We start from the raw sequence: 14,864 nt of genomic DNA on the forward strand, positions 1-14,864 counted from the left end.
AACTACTGGGCATGCGCATCTTTGCCATCCACGCGGGCAGCGTGACGGAGAAACTCGGCACCACGCTGGAGGAGTTGCGCCTGCCCGCACCCGGCTTTCTGTGGCTCAGCTGCACCCGCGCCGAATTCGAACAGATGCAACACAGACTGCAAGCCACACTGCAGCGTCTGTGTGGCCTGCAGTTGCTGAACCTGCATGTCTCTGACCTGCTGAACCAGCAACTGCCCTCGCGCTTTGACTACACCTCGCAATACGACATGCTGGTGTTTCGCCGTCTGGCAGAAAGCCAGGTCGACGCGGCCCTGGCGCCAGCTGCGCCACGCACCAACAAGCGCAGCGGCCCCCCCTTGCTGCGACGCATCGACACCCGGGCCGTCGGGCTGGTGGTGTTTGACCAGCTCCTGCTCAGTGTGCACCCGGACGACTGCAGCCAGCGCGACAGTTATGCCCAACGCCTGCTGGCCGCAGGTGGCAACCCGGCCCCGGCCGCTCTGCCCGAAGGCCACACAGCTGGCGCACGTGATCTGCCCGGCAGCCCGGCCGATTTGATGCTGCGCATCGTCAACCACATGGTCGACGGTTTCCTGGCTTTGCGCCGTGAACTCAGCCACCAGCTCGACCACTGGCAAACCGAGTTGATCGACCCCAAAACCCGTTTCACCAACTGGCGCACCGTGCTCGACGCGCGCCAGACCCTGCACCAGCTCGACGAGATCTGCGACGACCAGCGCAGCGCCATCCAGGACTGGATCGAAGCCGTAAAAACCTGGCCGCAGAGTGAAGGCCACCTGGGCCAGCAAGAGCGCGACCTGCTGCAGGTGCGCAGCCGTGACGTGCTGGAGCACATTGACCGGGTGGTGCACCATGTCAGCCAGCTTCAGCGCAACGCCGAGACCGCGGTGCAGATCCACTTCAACGCACAAAGCCACCGCACCAACGAGATCATGCGCACCCTGACTGTGCTGACCGCGGTGTTCCTGCCGCTGAACCTGATTGCCGGTATTTTTGGCATGAACTTCGACTTCATTCCGCTGTTACACCGCGCTTATGGTTTTTGGCTGGCCATGGCCACCATGGGCCTGACCGCCCTGGCCCTGGTTGTTTTCTTCTGGCGCAAGCGTTACCTGGACCGCTCGGCGGCGCGCTAGTTTGTTGCTTGTCATGCCCATGCTGATCCTGCTCCTGGCCCTGTGGATGTTGTGGACCCCCGATCTGGACCGGGCCGACCTGGAGCGCCGTTACCTGGCCGCCCCGAGTGACTTGGTTGAGGTGCAGGGCATCAGGCTGCATGTGCGCGACAGCGGCCCGCGTGAGGCGCCCGCCGTGCTGATGCTGCATGGTTTTGGTGGCAGCCTGCAGACCTGGGACGCCTGGGCCCAAGATTTGTCGGGGTCGCTGCGGGTGATTCGCCTGGACCTGCCCGGCAGTGGCCTGAGTGAGCCCGACCCCACGGGCGACTACAGCGATGGCCGCTCCATCACGCTGATCCTGGCGCTGATGGACCAGCTGCAGCTCAAGCGTGCCAGCCTGGTCGGCCACTCGATGGGTGGTCGCATCGCCTGGACCCTGGCCGCCACCCACCCGCAGCGGGTCGACAAACTGGTGCTGGTGGCGCCCGATGGTTTTACCAGCCCGGGCGAAGTGTATGGGGCCCAGCCAGAGGTGCCGATCACGCTGCAACTGATGCGCTTCACCTTGCCCAAATGGCTGCTGCGCCAGAACCTGGCGCCCGCATACGCCAACACCAGCACACTGACCGATGAACGAACCACGCTCTACCACGACCTGATGCTGGCGCACGGTTCGCGCCAGGCGCTGATGGCACGTTTGCAACAACGGGTGCTGGTGGACCCGCGGCCATTGCTGCAAAGCATCGACGCACCCACACTGCTGGTCTGGGGCCAACAAGACGCGATGATCCCGTTCACCAACGCGGCCGACTACACCCAGGCCATACCACACAGCCAACTGCTGACGCTAGAGGCGGTGGGCCATTTGCCGCAAGAAGAAACGCCCGAACTGTCCCTGCCCGCAGTGCGCGACTTTCTGACTCAAAAGCCATAGCTGTCAGCCCAGACAAATCAAGGGCTAAGCCGAGTTTTTCTCTATAAGGATGTATCTTGTGCTGGCCCGCGTGAGAGGCGGCACAAAAGGCTGTCTTGAGGGCCGACTAAAAGCCTGCCGCAGCCCGGCATGGCGGCTGCGCAAGCAATGTAAGAATCAGGCCTTACCCATAGGCCCGCCATGCAGTTTTTCAAAGACCTTTCCCCCAGTGCTTTCACCGCCGGTTTTGTCGCCGTCCTGGTCGGTTTCACCAGTTCGGTGGCCATCGTGTTCCAGGCCGCGCTGGCGTTTGGCGCCACCCCCGAACACATCACCTCCTGGATGTGGGCGCTGGGCCTTGGCATGGGTTTTTGCAGCGCGGTGCCCTCGCTGATCCTGAAAAAGCCGGTGATGGTGGCCTGGAGCACACCCGGCGCGGCGGTGCTGGCCACCGCCGGTGTGGCGGGTGGTTTCAGCATGGCGGAAGCGGTGGGCGCTTTCATGCTGTGTGCGGCGCTGATCACGCTGGTGGGCGCCACCGGCTGGTTTGAACGTGCCATGAACCACTTGCCCATGGCCATCGCTTCGGGCTTGCTGGCCGGGGTGTTGGCACGTTTTGGCATGCAGGCCTTCACCGCAGCACAAACCAATTTGCCGCTGGTGTTGATCATGCTGCTGACCTATCTGGTGGGCAAACGCTGGCTGAGCCGTTACGCAGTGCCTGTGACCTTGCTGGTTGCTATTGCCTATGTAGCTATGACCTCAGGATTCACGGGGGCTAGCGTGCAATTTGGCTTGGCAATGCCGGTGTTCACCCAGCCGCAGTTCAGCTGGAGTGCGGCCGTCAGCCTGGCGCTGCCGCTGTTTGTGGTGACCATGGCCTCCCAAAACCTGCCGGGAGTGGCGGTGATCAACGCCGCCGGTTATGGCCGCACGGTTGACCAGCGCGGTATTCCGGTGTCAGGGGTGATCACCCTGACCGGCCTGGTCACACTGGTGCTGGCGCCGTTTGGCGGTTATGCGCTGAACCTGGCCGCCATCACCGCCGCCATTTGTATGGGCCGTGAGGTGCACCCGGACCCGGACAAACGCTACACCGCAGCGGTGTCGTGTGGCCTGCTGTACATCCTGATCGGTATTTTTGGCTCCGCCATCACCGGCGCCCTCACCGCTTTCCCCAAGGAGCTGATCGCGGCGATTGCCGGCCTGGCCTTGCTTGGCACCATTGGCTCGGCGCTGACGACGGCGCTGCGCGACGACTTCCACCGCGAGGCTGCACTCATCACTTTTTTGGTCACCCTGAGCGGCGTGGTGATTGCGGGTGTGGGCTCGGCGTTTTGGGGGGTGATTGCCGGGGCGCTGGCACTGTTGGTGCAAAGGGCGGGAAAATCGCACTTTGACCTGCCGCCGCGCTGATCTTTGCAGTGCGCGGCAGTCTCGTTTTGCGTCCCAGGCCCGATGTGGCCCACCCAGAAAGTGATGTTTCCATGAAGTTGTTGTTTGTTGCCGACCCGCTCGAATCGTTCAAGATTTACAAGGACACCACCTTTGCAATGATGCGAGAGGCACAACAACGTGGCCACAGCATCAGCAGTTGTGAACCCACCGACATCCTGTGGCAGCGTGGTGCCCCCGTGACCGCCAGCGTGCGCCACATCACTCTGACCGGCCAAAGCCCTGACTGGTTCACCGAAGCGCCACAAGCGGCCGATGCGCCACCGCTGGCCCTGAAGGACTTTGACGCCATCGTGATGCGCAAAGACCCGCCGTTTGACAGCGAGTTTTTCTACGCCACCCATTTGCTGGAGCAGGCTGAGCGCGAAGGCGCCCGGGTCTTCAACAAACCCCGTGCACTGCGCGACCACCCGGAAAAACTGGCGATCCTCGAGTGGCCGCAGTTCATTGGCCCCACGCTGGTCACCCGTGACGCCCAGGCCATCCGTCGCTTTCACGCGGAGCACAAAGACATCATCCTCAAGCCGCTCGACGGCATGGGCGGCATGGGCATTTTCCGCGTCAAGGAAGATGGCCTGAACCTGGGCGCCATCATCGAAACCCTCAACAAAGACGGTGCCGAGACGGTGATGGTGCAGGCTTTTCTGCCCGCCATTGCCCAGGGTGACAAACGGGTGCTGGTGATTGGCGGTCAGCCAGTCCCCTACAGCCTGGCGCGTATTCCGCAAGGTGGGGAGGTGCGTGGCAATTTGGCCGCCGGTGGCAAAGGTGTGGCGCAGCCCTTGACCGAGCGTGACCGCGAGATTGCCCAAGCCATCGGCCCGGTGCTGGCGGCGCGCGGTTTGCTGCTGATCGGGCTGGACGTGATTGGGGACCACCTCACCGAGATCAACGTCACCAGCCCGACCTGTTTCCAGGAAATTTTTGACCAGACCGGCTTTGACGTGCCTGCCATGTTTGTGGACGCCCTGGAAGCCGCCTGCGCCATCGCTTGATCCACGCAGCGGGTGCTGGTGCAAGTTGCCTGTACCAGCCCGTGTCAGGTCGTGGTCGCCATCCTGGTGCAGGCGCTTGAGGCCCCACAAGCCCGTTGGCACTGAGGCGCCGGTCCTTCGGGCACCACCGGCACCGGACCCAGCGGGTCGGTGATCGGCGCCGGGCGGGGTGGTGCGGCGCACTGGCAACTGCAATGTGCCAGCGTGCCATCCACAAACACCTTGAGCTCACCTGGGGTAAAGACCGTCCAGTCCTCATCGGTGGTTAAGGGCTCGGTCACGATGATGGCCAGACGGTCCTGCGGGCTGTTGAGCTGCGCCAGGTTCACCGTCACGTCGTCGTCTTTCAGGTGCACCTCGTAAAACGGGTGGCCGCGCAGCACATAACACAACTTGGTGGTGGCATGCGCCCACAGCGCCTGGCCGTTGCTGAGCAGAAAATTGAAGGTGCCGTGTTTGGAGATCTGCGGCACCAGCTCCTGCAGGGTACGGGTCAACTCATCCACCGAGGGCACATCGGCATGCGATTTGTCCAGCTCCTGCATCAACCAGCAAAAAGCGCGCTCGCTGTCGGTGTTGCCGACCGGCTTGAAATGGCCGTGCAGGTAGGGGTTGAAGTTCTTCAGGTCACCGTTGTGGGCAAACACCCAGTAGCGCCCCCACAACTCGCGCACAAAGGGATGGGTGTTTTCCAGCGAGACCTGGCCCACCGTGGCCTTGCGCACATGGGCCACCACGTTGTGGCTCTTGATCGGGTAATTCTTGAGCATCTGCGCAATCGGTGAGGTGGCGGCGCTTTGTTTGTCCACAAAATGCCGCACACCTTTGCTGGGCAGGTCACCGTCACTCTCAAAAAACGCGATGCCCCAGCCGTCGCCATGGTGGTCGGTGCAGCCACCGCGCTGTGAAAACCCGGTAAAGCTCAGCGTCAAGCTGGCTGGCAAATGGCTGTTCATTCCGAGAAGTTGGCACATGGTGGGTGTTCTGGTGGCTTGGCACTGGCAAGCGAAATGTTGCACTGAGGCCCAAAGCTTATAGATTTCCTGCTATGTTTTGTTTGAAAGGGGCAAGATGGCAGAAAATAAAGCTGTCTTGCGAGTATGCTTTCAGGGTATCCATTTGGACTTCATTTTGTCAGATCAGCTGGTACACCTGTGCCGGTCACCGGGTCTTTTTCGATGCGTCAATCAACACAACGTGGAACAGCTGTCTTGAAGAACAGAGTCAGTTATTTTGTTGCCTTGATGGCAGTCCTGACGGGTGCAGCGGCACCGGGCCACGCCTTTACCCTGGGTGATTTGCGCGGCAATGCGGTGGTTGGCCGTTCTCTGGATGTGTCTATCCCGGTGTTGCCCGGCTCCGGCGAAGAAGCTCTGGCGTCATGCCTCGCAGCCGATGTTCTGTTTGCCGACGCTCCGCAGGTCAACCCTTCCGTGACCGTGACACCCGTCACCACCGGGCCGGTTCCGATGGCCATGGTACGCATCAGGTCAACAGCTGCGGTTGACGAACCGGTGGTGTCCGTGGTGCTTCGCGCCACCTGTGGTGCCGCCACCTCGCGCCGCTATGTGTTGTTGTCTGACTTTCCTGCGCCAGACCTGCCCAGGGCAAGCGCCGCATCCCTAGCGGAGGCCACCTCATCAACCCCGTTGAAGGCGCCACAAGCTGGCACGGCTGACACCAACTCCTCAACATCATCAGCAGCGGCATCCCCTGTGGTGCAAGAGGCCGCACCGGCCAGAGCACCGGTTGTTGGCAAGCTCACGCCCAAGCCGGTGGTCAAAAAACCAGCTGCGCCGATCAAGCGAGTGGTTGCGCCAGAACCGGTTGCAGCCAAGCCGGTGCTGAAGCTGGATGCGCAGCCCGTTGCGCCGGCCCAAGTGCAAGCCCTGCTGCCTGCAACATTGCCTGCGTCTGCCCCCGCATCTGCACCTGCACCCAGCGATGAAGTGGTGCAGCAAGCCTTGCTCATTCAGGCCTTGCAGAATGATGTCAAAACCCTCAAGGACCTGGCGGTGATCAATCAGGCCAGCTTGGCGGAGTTCCAGTCCAAGCTGCGCCAGGCCGAGGCCGAACGTGTGCCAATGACCTGGTTTTACCTGGTGGTGGGGCTGCTGCTGGCCTCACTCGGTGCACTGACGTGGGTGCTGCGCAAACAACAAAAAGCGCAGCAGGGTGACTGGTGGCAACACGCCCAGAAAGACGCCTCCGAAACACTGGTGATCACACCCGCCTCCACCATTCAACCCTCGGCACCGGTGTCTGATTTTGGCAAGTTCATCCACCAGCAGGCCGCACCACTTGCTGTCGTGGCGCCCAGCACACAACCCGAAGCGGACCCCGATCACGACCTGGACATTGATCTGGACAGTCTGGCACCGTCCAACACGGAGCCCTCCATCTCGACCGAACCTCTGGCCGTGGTGCCGGTGGATGGGTTTGGCAGCGGCCACAACATCAATGTGGAGAGCATCTCCGACATTCGCCAACAAGCCGAATTTTTTGTATCCCTGGGGCAAACGGATCGTGCACTCAACATCCTGCGCCGCCAGATCATGGAAAGCACCGAGCCCAACCCACTGGTCTATCTGGACCTGCTGTCGCTCTACCACGTGCAGGGTTTGAAGGCCGATTTCCGCGAGCTGCGCGTCGCCTTCAGCCAGTTTTTTAATGTATCGGTGCCTGATTTCCCGGCCTACAACAACGAAGGCCGCGACCTGTTGGCCTACGCCGAACCACTGGCTGTGCTGACCCGGTTCTGGCCCAACATCGAAGCCATCGCTTTTCTGGAAGCCTGCATCTTCCACAACGACGCCGCCCCGATGCAACTGTCCTTTGACCTGGCTGCGTTCCGTGACCTGCTGATGCTGCACGCGGTGGCCGAAAAAGTCACCTCAGACTCGCCCTGGAAGATGACCTCACACGGCGGCCTGGGTGCATCCAGCGCAGCGGCGGAAATGGCCGAACTCGCCATGACCATGCGCGGACAATTTGATGAGGCCCCTGCAGGCGCCAGCCCCCTGGACGCCATGGACATGGACACCAGCGGCGACAGCGGCCCGCTGACACTGGACCTCTCGGTGACCGACCAACCGGCGCAAAGTCTGGACCTTGATCTGGACCTGGACGCACCGGGCTACTCCCAGCCTCCTCGCCCCTCGGGCCCGGTGTAAACACCAACAACAGAGAAACACTCTGTCGCGCTTTAGTCATAGACCATCCAGCGCCACAGCCTATTCACCCACAGTGACAGCGCCCTGACCTGGCCTGTTCACACCTCTTTTTTTGTGGCGCACGTGGCGCAAACACACGCGAGGTGTTTGCCTGTGGCAGGAATGCTGTCGAGCAAACTCTGGCTGAACGTGACCTGAGTACACCAGCAGGGCGCTTGCTCCTGACCGGTGGCACGCTGCGCCTCCATCGCGCACTGGTTGGGTTGACCGCAGAGCGGGCACAAGGATGCGGCGCTTGGTGTCGAGGGGATGGCACTGAGTGGCATGGGATCTGCTCCGGTAAGGCCGTTGATCAGCGGAGTGTAGGGTGGGATAGGTTCGTCGATCCCTTGGCTCAGGCCGTCCGTGACATGGTGGAAGCCACAACAAACGGCACCCGCAGGTGCCGTTGGCCTATCCACTTGCAAGAAAAATCAGGCTCTAGCCCTTGTTAAACAACGGCCAGCAGCTACTGATTAAATAGTATTTAGCAATCGCTGCATCAAGCTGCAGCCTTGACCTTCAGCCGCCAGCCATGCAACAGCGGCTCGGTGTAGCCGCTGGGTTGGGCCTGGCCTTTGAACACCAGGTCACAGGCGGCCTGGTAGGCTTTGGAGGTGTCAAAGTGGCCCGCCATCGGTTGGTACAGCGGGTCGCCCGCGTTTTGCGCATCCACCACAGCGGCCATGCGCTGGAAGGTTTCGGTGACCTGGGCTTGGGTCACCACACCGTGGTGTAACCAGTTGGCCATGTGTTGGCTGCTGATGCGCAGCGTGGCGCGGTCTTCCATCAAGCCGATGTTGTGGATGTCGGGCACCTTGGAGCAACCCACGCCCTGGTCCACCCAACGCACCACATAACCGAGGATGCCCTGGGCGTTGTTGTCGAGTTCCTGCTGTTTCTCGGCGGCGCTCCAAGTGGGTGTGGCAGTAACCGGAATGTGCAACAGGCCAGCCAGCAGCGCGTCGTGCTCACTCTGTGCGTCACGTTTGGCGTGGGTTTTTTCGATGTCTTTTTGCACCTCGCTGACCAACACCTGGTGGTAATGCAGCGCATGCAGGGTCGCGCCGGTCGGGCTGGGCACCCAGGCGGTGTTGGCACCGGCCTTGGGGTGGGCAATTTTCTGCTCGAGCATGGCTTTCATCAGGTCGGGCATGGCCCACATGCCTTTGCCGATTTGCGCCTTGCCGCGCAAGCCACATTGCAGGCCCACCAGCACATTGTTGCGCTCGTAGGCGTGAATCCAGACGCTGGCTTTCATGTCGGCTTTGCGAACCATCGGGCCGGCCAACATGGCGCTGTGCATCTCGTCACCAGTGCGGTCCAGGAAGCCGGTGTTGATGAAGGCGACACGGCTTGCGGCTGCCGCAATGCAGGCTTTCAGGTTGACGCTGGTACGGCGCTCTTCGTCCATGATGCCGAGTTTGACGGTGCTCTCAGGCAGGCCCAGCAGTTTCTCGACACGGCCAAACAGCTCGCTGGCAAACGCCACTTCCGCCGGGCCGTGCATCTTGGGTTTGACGATGTAGACCGAACCTTTGCGCGAGTTGCGGATGGCGTCCTTCTTGGTCTTGGCCAGGTCGTGCATCGCAATCGTGGTGGTGACCACCGCATCCAGAATGCCTTCTGGAATCTCACGCACTTCACCGGCTTTGTCGGTGTAGAGGATGGCCGGGTTGGTCATCAGGTGGCCGACATTGCGCACAAACATCAGGCTGCGGCCATGCAGACGCACCGGTTTTTTGCCGTCGGGCGCGGTGTAGAGGCGGTCGGGGTTGAGGCCACGGGTGAAGGTTTTGCTGCCTTTGGCCACTTCTTCGGTCAGGGTGCCTTTGAGGATGCCGAGCCAGTTGCTGTAGGCCAGCACCTTGTCGTCGGCATCCACCGCCGCCACCGAGTCTTCCAGATCAAGGATGGTGGAGAGGGCCGCTTCGACCACCAGGTCAGCCACACCGGCTGGGTCGCTGGCGCCAATAGGTGTGGCGCGGTTGATGATCAGGTCCAGATGCAGACCGTGGTGCACAAACAAGACGCTGGTCGGCGCTTTGGCATCCCCCTGAAAACCCACCAGTTGGTCGTGGTCGGCCAGGCCGGTGGTGCTGCCGTCAGCGAGTTTGACGGCCAGCTTGCCACCCTTGACGCTGTAAGCCACCGAGTCGATATGGGAGCCTTTTTTGAGCGGAGCACAGCGGTCCAACACATAACGTGCGTACTCGATCACCTTGGCACCGCGTTTGGGGTTGTAGCCACCCGTTTTGCCGACTTTTTGACAGCCCTTGGCCTCGTCGATCACATCGGTGCCGTACAGCGCGTCGTACAGGCTGCCCCAGCGGGCGTTGGCGGCGTTGAGCGCGTAGCGGGCGTTGAGGATTGGCACCACCAACTGCGGGCCCGCCTGTTTGGCCAATTCGCTGTCCACATTGCTGGTGGTAATGCGGGTTTTGGAGGGCACCGGCACCAGGTAACCGATGCGCTCCAGAAAGGCACGGTAGACGGGCATGTTGGTGATCGGGCCGGGGTGGGCTTTGTGCCAGGCATCCAGCTCGGTCTGCAGACGGTCACGCTCCTTGAGCAAGGCGATGTTTTTGGGTGCCAGGTCGGCCACGATGCCATCCAGTCCTTTCCAGAACTTGGCGGGCGTGATGCCGGTGCCAGGCAAAACCTGCTGTTCAACAAACTGGCACAAGTTGGATGCCACTTGCAGGCGGTGTTTGGAAATGCGTTGAGTCATGGTGGTGGGTGTCAATTGATGAAGCCAAAGAAAAGAAAACCTCAACAGGGCAAGCGCGGCTTGGAGTAGTTTGTGGCCGTTGGGGCCTGACCGCGCTGACCAGAGCCAACATCCTCTGGTTTTGCCAACATTTGTTGCATTTTAGTGAGGTAAACCGCCGAATTGAACGCCTACCCGGGCACGCAGTTGTGACAAAAAAGGAGGTAATCCATCGGATAAACGCGGGTTTGGGAAATAATCTGCCGCTCATCACCCCCACAGCCCCATGACACCTCCCACTAACACCGCCCCAACCTCTTCCCGGCTACCCCTGTTTGGCTTGCGTGTGGTGGAGTTCACCCACATGGTGATGGGCCCGACCTGCGGCATGGTGCTGGCCGACATGGGCGCCGAGGTGATCAAGGTAGAACCGATCGAAGGGGATCGCACGCGCCATCTGCTGGGCGCTGGCGCCGGTTTTTTCCCGATGTTCAACCGCAACAAAAAGAGCATTGCCATCAACCTGCACCAGCCCGAGGGCGCGGCTGTGGCACGCCAGCTGGCCCAGAGTGCAGATGTGGTGCTGGAGAACTTCAAACCCGACACCATGGCCAAGTACGGGCTGGACTACGGAGCGTTGTCACAGGTCAACCCGAAGCTCATTTACGTCAGCCACAAGGGTTTCCTGCCGGGGCCGTATGAACACCGCACCGCGTTGGACGAGGTGGTGCAAATGATGGGTGGTCTGGCCTACATGACCGGCCGCCCCGGTGACCCGCTACGTGCCGGCACCAGCGTCAACGACATCATGGGCGGCATGTTCGGCGCGATTGGCGCCTTGGGTGCGCTGATCCAGCGCGGCATCACCGGGCGCGGCCAGGAGGTGCAAAGCGCGCTGTTTGAGAACAATGTGTTTCTCGTCGGCCAACACATGCTGCAGTACGCCATGACCGGCCAGGCCGCCGCACCGATGCCTGCACGCATCTCGCCCTGGGGCGTGTACGACGTGTTCACCGCCGGGGATGGTGAGCAGATCTTCCTCTCGGCGGTCAGTGATGCCCAATGGCGCACCTTTTGTCAGGTGTTTGAACTGACCGATCTGTTGGCCGACCCGCGCTACGCCAGCAACAACGACCGGGTGCGTGAGCGCCCGAGCCTGATGCCGGTGCTGCGTGAACGCCTGGCGCGGTACCCCGCAGCGCAGATCGCCCAGATGATGGAAGCCAACAAGCTGCCCTATGCCCCGATTCGCAAACCCGAAGAATTGTTTGACGACGAACACCTGCTGGCCACTGGTGGCCTGGCCGACATCACCCTGCCCGACGGCGCGCGTGCTGGCCAAACCAGCAAGGCGACGCTGTTCCCATTCACGATGGACGGCCAGCGCCTGGGGGTGCGCCTGGACCCGCCCAAGCTGGGCGCCCACACCCACGAGTTGCTGAACGGGCTCGGTTTGGATGACCACCAGGTGCAGGCGCTGCGCCAGGCCGGGGTGGTGGCCTGAGCCGGAGGCCGACACCTGATGAGCAAACTCAAACAACTTGAAACCTTTGTCACCGTGGCCGCACGCGGTGGTCTGACCGCCGCCGCCCGGGCCGAGGGGGTGGCACCGGCCATCATTGGCCGACGCATCGACGCACTCGAAGAGCGCCTGGGTGTCAAGCTGCTGGTGCGCACCACCCGGCGTGTCACCCTTACGCAGGAAGGCAGCGCGTTTCTGGAAGACTGCCAGCGCCTGCTGACCGATCTGGACAACGCCGAGGCGAGTGTCTCAGCCGGGGGTGTACGGGCCACTGGCCACCTCAACATCACCGCCCCAGCGGGTTTTGGGCGCCGCCATGTGGCACCGCTGGTGCCCCGTTTTCGTGAGTTGCACCCCGATGTGACGCTGTCGCTCAACCTGAATGACAGGGTGGTGGACCTGGCCGCAGAAGGTTTCGACTGCGCGGTACGCGTGGGGGACTTGCCCGACTCGAGCCTGGTGAGTGTGCGGCTCGCTGACAACCGCCGCCTGTGTGTGGCCGCGCCCCTTTACCTCAAGCGCCACGGTTTACCCCAAACACCGCAGGATCTGGCCCGTTTTGACTGCCTGACGCTCTCCAGCGACGCTTCCCAGACCCGTGGCTGGGCGTTTTCACAAACCTCACAAGGCGGTACCGAAGTTGTCTACCTGAAACCGGGCGGGCCGCTGAGCTGCTCGGATGGTCAGGTGCTGTTCGACTGGTGTCTGGCGGGCTACGGCATCGCTTGGCGCAGCACCTGGGAGGTGCAGGCCGAGGTGGCTTCGGGCCTGCTGGTGCCGGTGCTGGAGGACTTTGCTGCACCACCCAATGGCATTTATGCGGTGTTTCCGCAGCGCAAACATTTACCGTTGCGCGTGCGCCTGTGGGTGGACTACCTCAAGCAGCAGTTTTCCCGCAAAGCTTATTGGCAAGGCTCGGCTTGACACAGCCGCCCCAACCTAACTTAAAACCATAGCGCCAGACCCTTACAGAATAAGGGCTTAAGCGGCTTTTTATGCAAAACGCCCGACCCAGGCTCGCACCAACGGCCTGGGCCAACCCCACTCAGATTTCGATCTTGGACCCGAGCTCCACCACCGCATTGCTGGGCAGGTTCAGGAAACCGGCCGCACCGCTGGCGTTCAGGTGCATCTGGGCGAAGAGTTTTTCTCGCCAAGGCGCCATGCCGCTGCCCAGCGTGGGGGTGACGGTGTCGCGGCTCAGGAAGTAGCTGGTGGTCATCGGGTCCAGATCACAGCCCCGGCCCTTGATGCTTTGCAGCGCCTTGGGCAGGTCCGGGTCGTTTTTGAAGCCGTAATTGACAATCACCTGCCAGCAGTCATGCCCAAGTGATTCAATGGCCAGGCGTTTGTCCAGACCAATCCACGGCACCTCCTGGCTCACCACGGTGACAAACAGGTTGGTCTCATGCAGCACCTTGTTGTGTTTGAGGTTGTGCAGCATCGCGTTGGGCACGGTGCCGGTTTCTGCCGTCAAAAACACCGCAGTGCCGGGCACACGGGTCGGCGGGCTGACAAACACCGCTTCCAGAAAACTGGTCAGATCGATGGCTTCGGCCTTGATCTTCTGTTTGAGCAGGCGCCGACCGTCTTTCCAGGTCAGCATGATGGTGTAGATGCCCCCGGCAATCAGCAGCGGGAACCAGCCGCCGTCCACCAGCTTGAGCATGTTGGAGGTGAAAAACGCCATGTCCACCACAAAAAACACACCGGTGGCTGCCAGGCACAACAGCAGCGGGTAATGCCAGGCGTAACGGATGACAAAAAACGTCAGCACGGTGGTGATCAGCATGTCCAGCGTGACCGCAATGCCATACGCCGCCGCCAGGTTGCTGGACGACTTGAACAGCACCACGGCCAGCACAATCATCACAAACAGGCCCCAGTTCACAAAGGGCATGTAGATCTGGCCGGTGTCCTTGACGCTGGTGTGCAAGACCTGGAAGCGCGGCAGATAACCGAGCTGGATGACCTGCTTGGTGACCGAAAACGCCCCGGTGATCAGCGCTTGTGAGGCAATCACCGTGGCCAGGGTGGCCAGGCCCACCAGCGGCAACAAGGCCCAGTCCGGCGCCATGTTGTAAAACGGGTTTTTGACCGCAGAGGGATCACTCAGCAGCAAGGCGCCTTGGCCGAAATAGTTGAGCGTCAGCGCGGGCATCACCACCGTGAACCAGGCCAGACGGATCGGCTTTTTGCCAAAGTGACCCATGTCGGCGTACAGCGCCTCGCCCCCCGTCACACACAGCACCACCGCACCCAAGATCAGAAAGGTGATCATGGGGTTGGACCAGGCAAACCCCAGCGCATAGTGCGGGCTCAGTGCCCACAGAATTTCAGGGTTGTGCCAGATGTGGGACACCCCCAACACCGCAATGGTGGCAAACCACAACAGTGTGATCGGGCCAAAAAATTTGCCGATGTCGGCCGTGCCACGCTTTTGCACAAAAAACAGGGCAAACAGAATCACCAGGGTCAGCGGAATCACCGCCTTTTTCAGGGCGGGTGACACCACCTCCAGACCTTCCACCGCCGACAACACCGACACCGCCGGGGTGATCACACCGTCACCATAAAACAGGCAGGTGCCAAAAATGCCCACGTACAAGAGCACCCGGCGCAGTTTGGGTTTGTCCACCACCGATTGGGAGGCCAGTGCCAGCATCGCCACCAGACCACCTTCGCCGTTGTTGTCGGCGCGCAGCACCAGCGTCACATACTTCAGTGAGATGATGACGGTGAGGGTCCAGAAAAAGATCGACAGGACACCCATCACGTTGTCCGTGGTGAAAGGAACGTGGCCTGCGCCAAACACTTCCTTGACGGCATACAGCACGCTGGTGCCGATGTCGCCATACACCACACCGATGGCGCCCAAGGTGAGCGCACGCAAAGTCGTTTTTGAAGTTACCAAGAATCACCAAGCC

At 61.5% G+C, this 14,864-nt stretch carries 10 protein-coding genes and 1 pseudogene; 7 read left to right on the plus strand and 4 right to left on the minus strand.

The features are described 5' to 3' along the window. Positions 1–11: 11 nt before the first annotated feature. The 4 genes and pseudogenes from FDG13_RS02365 to gshB all read left to right on the plus strand — a co-directional run bounded on the left by FDG13_RS02365 (position 12) and on the right by gshB (position 4,493). Positions 12–1,148: a magnesium transporter CorA family protein gene (locus FDG13_RS02365; protein ID WP_180125183.1), complete on the plus strand. Its 1,137-nt coding sequence runs from the start codon at positions 12–14 to the stop codon at positions 1,146–1,148. Between the two features lie 19 nt (positions 1,149–1,167). Next, positions 1,168–2,064, plus strand: a complete 897-nt coding sequence (locus FDG13_RS02370; RefSeq protein ID WP_255435034.1) for an alpha/beta fold hydrolase — start codon at positions 1,168–1,170, stop codon at positions 2,062–2,064. A 174-nt stretch (positions 2,065–2,238) separates the two neighbouring features. Then, positions 2,239–3,459, plus strand: a pseudogene (locus FDG13_RS02375) (benzoate/H(+) symporter BenE family transporter); the annotation flags it as partial. A gap of 71 nt (positions 3,460–3,530) precedes the next feature. Next, a complete protein-coding gene (gene gshB, locus FDG13_RS02380; protein ID WP_180125186.1) occupies positions 3,531–4,493 on the plus strand; it encodes a glutathione synthase in 963 nt (320 codons plus the stop codon). Between the two features lie 44 nt (positions 4,494–4,537). Here the strand turns inward: gshB and FDG13_RS02385 are convergent, their stop codons facing one another. Then, a complete protein-coding gene (locus tag FDG13_RS02385; protein ID WP_180125187.1) occupies positions 4,538–5,467 on the minus strand; it encodes a class II glutamine amidotransferase in 930 nt (309 codons plus the stop codon). 237 nt (positions 5,468–5,704) lie between these two features. On the opposite strand from FDG13_RS02385, the gene FDG13_RS02390 reads away from it, so the two are divergent. Continuing rightward, positions 5,705–7,666, plus strand: a complete 1,962-nt coding sequence (locus FDG13_RS02390) for a FimV family protein (protein WP_180125188.1) — start codon at positions 5,705–5,707, stop codon at positions 7,664–7,666. Between the two features lie 98 nt (positions 7,667–7,764). Here the strand turns inward: FDG13_RS02390 and FDG13_RS02395 are convergent, their stop codons facing one another. Both FDG13_RS02395 and FDG13_RS02400 read right to left on the minus strand, forming a co-directional pair. Beyond that, positions 7,765–7,992: a cysteine-rich CWC family protein gene (locus FDG13_RS02395; RefSeq protein WP_180125189.1), complete on the minus strand. Its 228-nt coding sequence runs from the start codon at positions 7,990–7,992 to the stop codon at positions 7,765–7,767. 215 nt (positions 7,993–8,207) lie between these two features. Next, entirely contained in the window at positions 8,208–10,436 is a 2,229-nt protein-coding gene (locus FDG13_RS02400) for a malate synthase G (protein ID WP_180125190.1), read from the minus strand. Between the two features lie 265 nt (positions 10,437–10,701). Between FDG13_RS02400 and FDG13_RS02405 the strand changes: the two genes are divergently transcribed. Together FDG13_RS02405 and FDG13_RS02410 are read left to right on the plus strand one after the other, a co-directional pair. Then, the gene (locus FDG13_RS02405) at positions 10,702–11,919 is read left to right on the plus strand and encodes a CaiB/BaiF CoA-transferase family protein (RefSeq protein ID WP_180125191.1); all 1,218 of its coding nucleotides are present in this window, start codon (positions 10,702–10,704) and stop codon (positions 11,917–11,919) included. 18 nt (positions 11,920–11,937) lie between these two features. Next, positions 11,938–12,861, plus strand: a complete 924-nt coding sequence (locus FDG13_RS02410) for a LysR family transcriptional regulator (RefSeq protein ID WP_180125192.1) — start codon at positions 11,938–11,940, stop codon at positions 12,859–12,861. 121 nt (positions 12,862–12,982) lie between these two features. Here FDG13_RS02410 and FDG13_RS02415 read toward each other — a convergent pair whose 3' ends face one another. Continuing rightward, a complete protein-coding gene (locus FDG13_RS02415; protein WP_180125193.1) occupies positions 12,983–14,851 on the minus strand; it encodes a potassium transporter Kup in 1,869 nt (622 codons plus the stop codon). Positions 14,852–14,864 lie beyond the last annotated feature (13 nt).

Origin of the sequence: Rhodoferax sp. BLA1 (assembly GCF_013416775.1) — a bacterium.
Lineage (GTDB): Bacteria > Pseudomonadota > Gammaproteobacteria > Burkholderiales > Burkholderiaceae_C > Rhodoferax.

What these genes read in the sequence shown, in the direction of transcription:
- FDG13_RS02405 (WP_180125191.1), top strand. Translation starts at nt 10,702, where the DNA reads ATGACACCTCCCACTAACACCGCCCCAACCTCTTCCCGGCTACCCCTG.
- FDG13_RS02400 (WP_180125190.1), bottom strand. Translation starts at nt 10,436, where the DNA reads ATGACTCAACGCATTTCCAAACACCGCCTGCAAGTGGCATCCAACTTG.
- FDG13_RS02370 (WP_255435034.1), top strand. Translation starts at nt 1,168, where the DNA reads ATGCTGATCCTGCTCCTGGCCCTGTGGATGTTGTGGACCCCCGATCTG.
- FDG13_RS02365 (WP_180125183.1), top strand. Translation starts at nt 12, where the DNA reads ATGCGCATCTTTGCCATCCACGCGGGCAGCGTGACGGAGAAACTCGGC.
- gshB (WP_180125186.1), top strand. Translation starts at nt 3,531, where the DNA reads ATGAAGTTGTTGTTTGTTGCCGACCCGCTCGAATCGTTCAAGATTTAC.
- FDG13_RS02395 (WP_180125189.1), bottom strand. Translation starts at nt 7,992, where the DNA reads ATGCCACTCAGTGCCATCCCCTCGACACCAAGCGCCGCATCCTTGTGC.
- FDG13_RS02385 (WP_180125187.1), bottom strand. Translation starts at nt 5,467, where the DNA reads ATGTGCCAACTTCTCGGAATGAACAGCCATTTGCCAGCCAGCTTGACG.
- FDG13_RS02410 (WP_180125192.1), top strand. Translation starts at nt 11,938, where the DNA reads ATGAGCAAACTCAAACAACTTGAAACCTTTGTCACCGTGGCCGCACGC.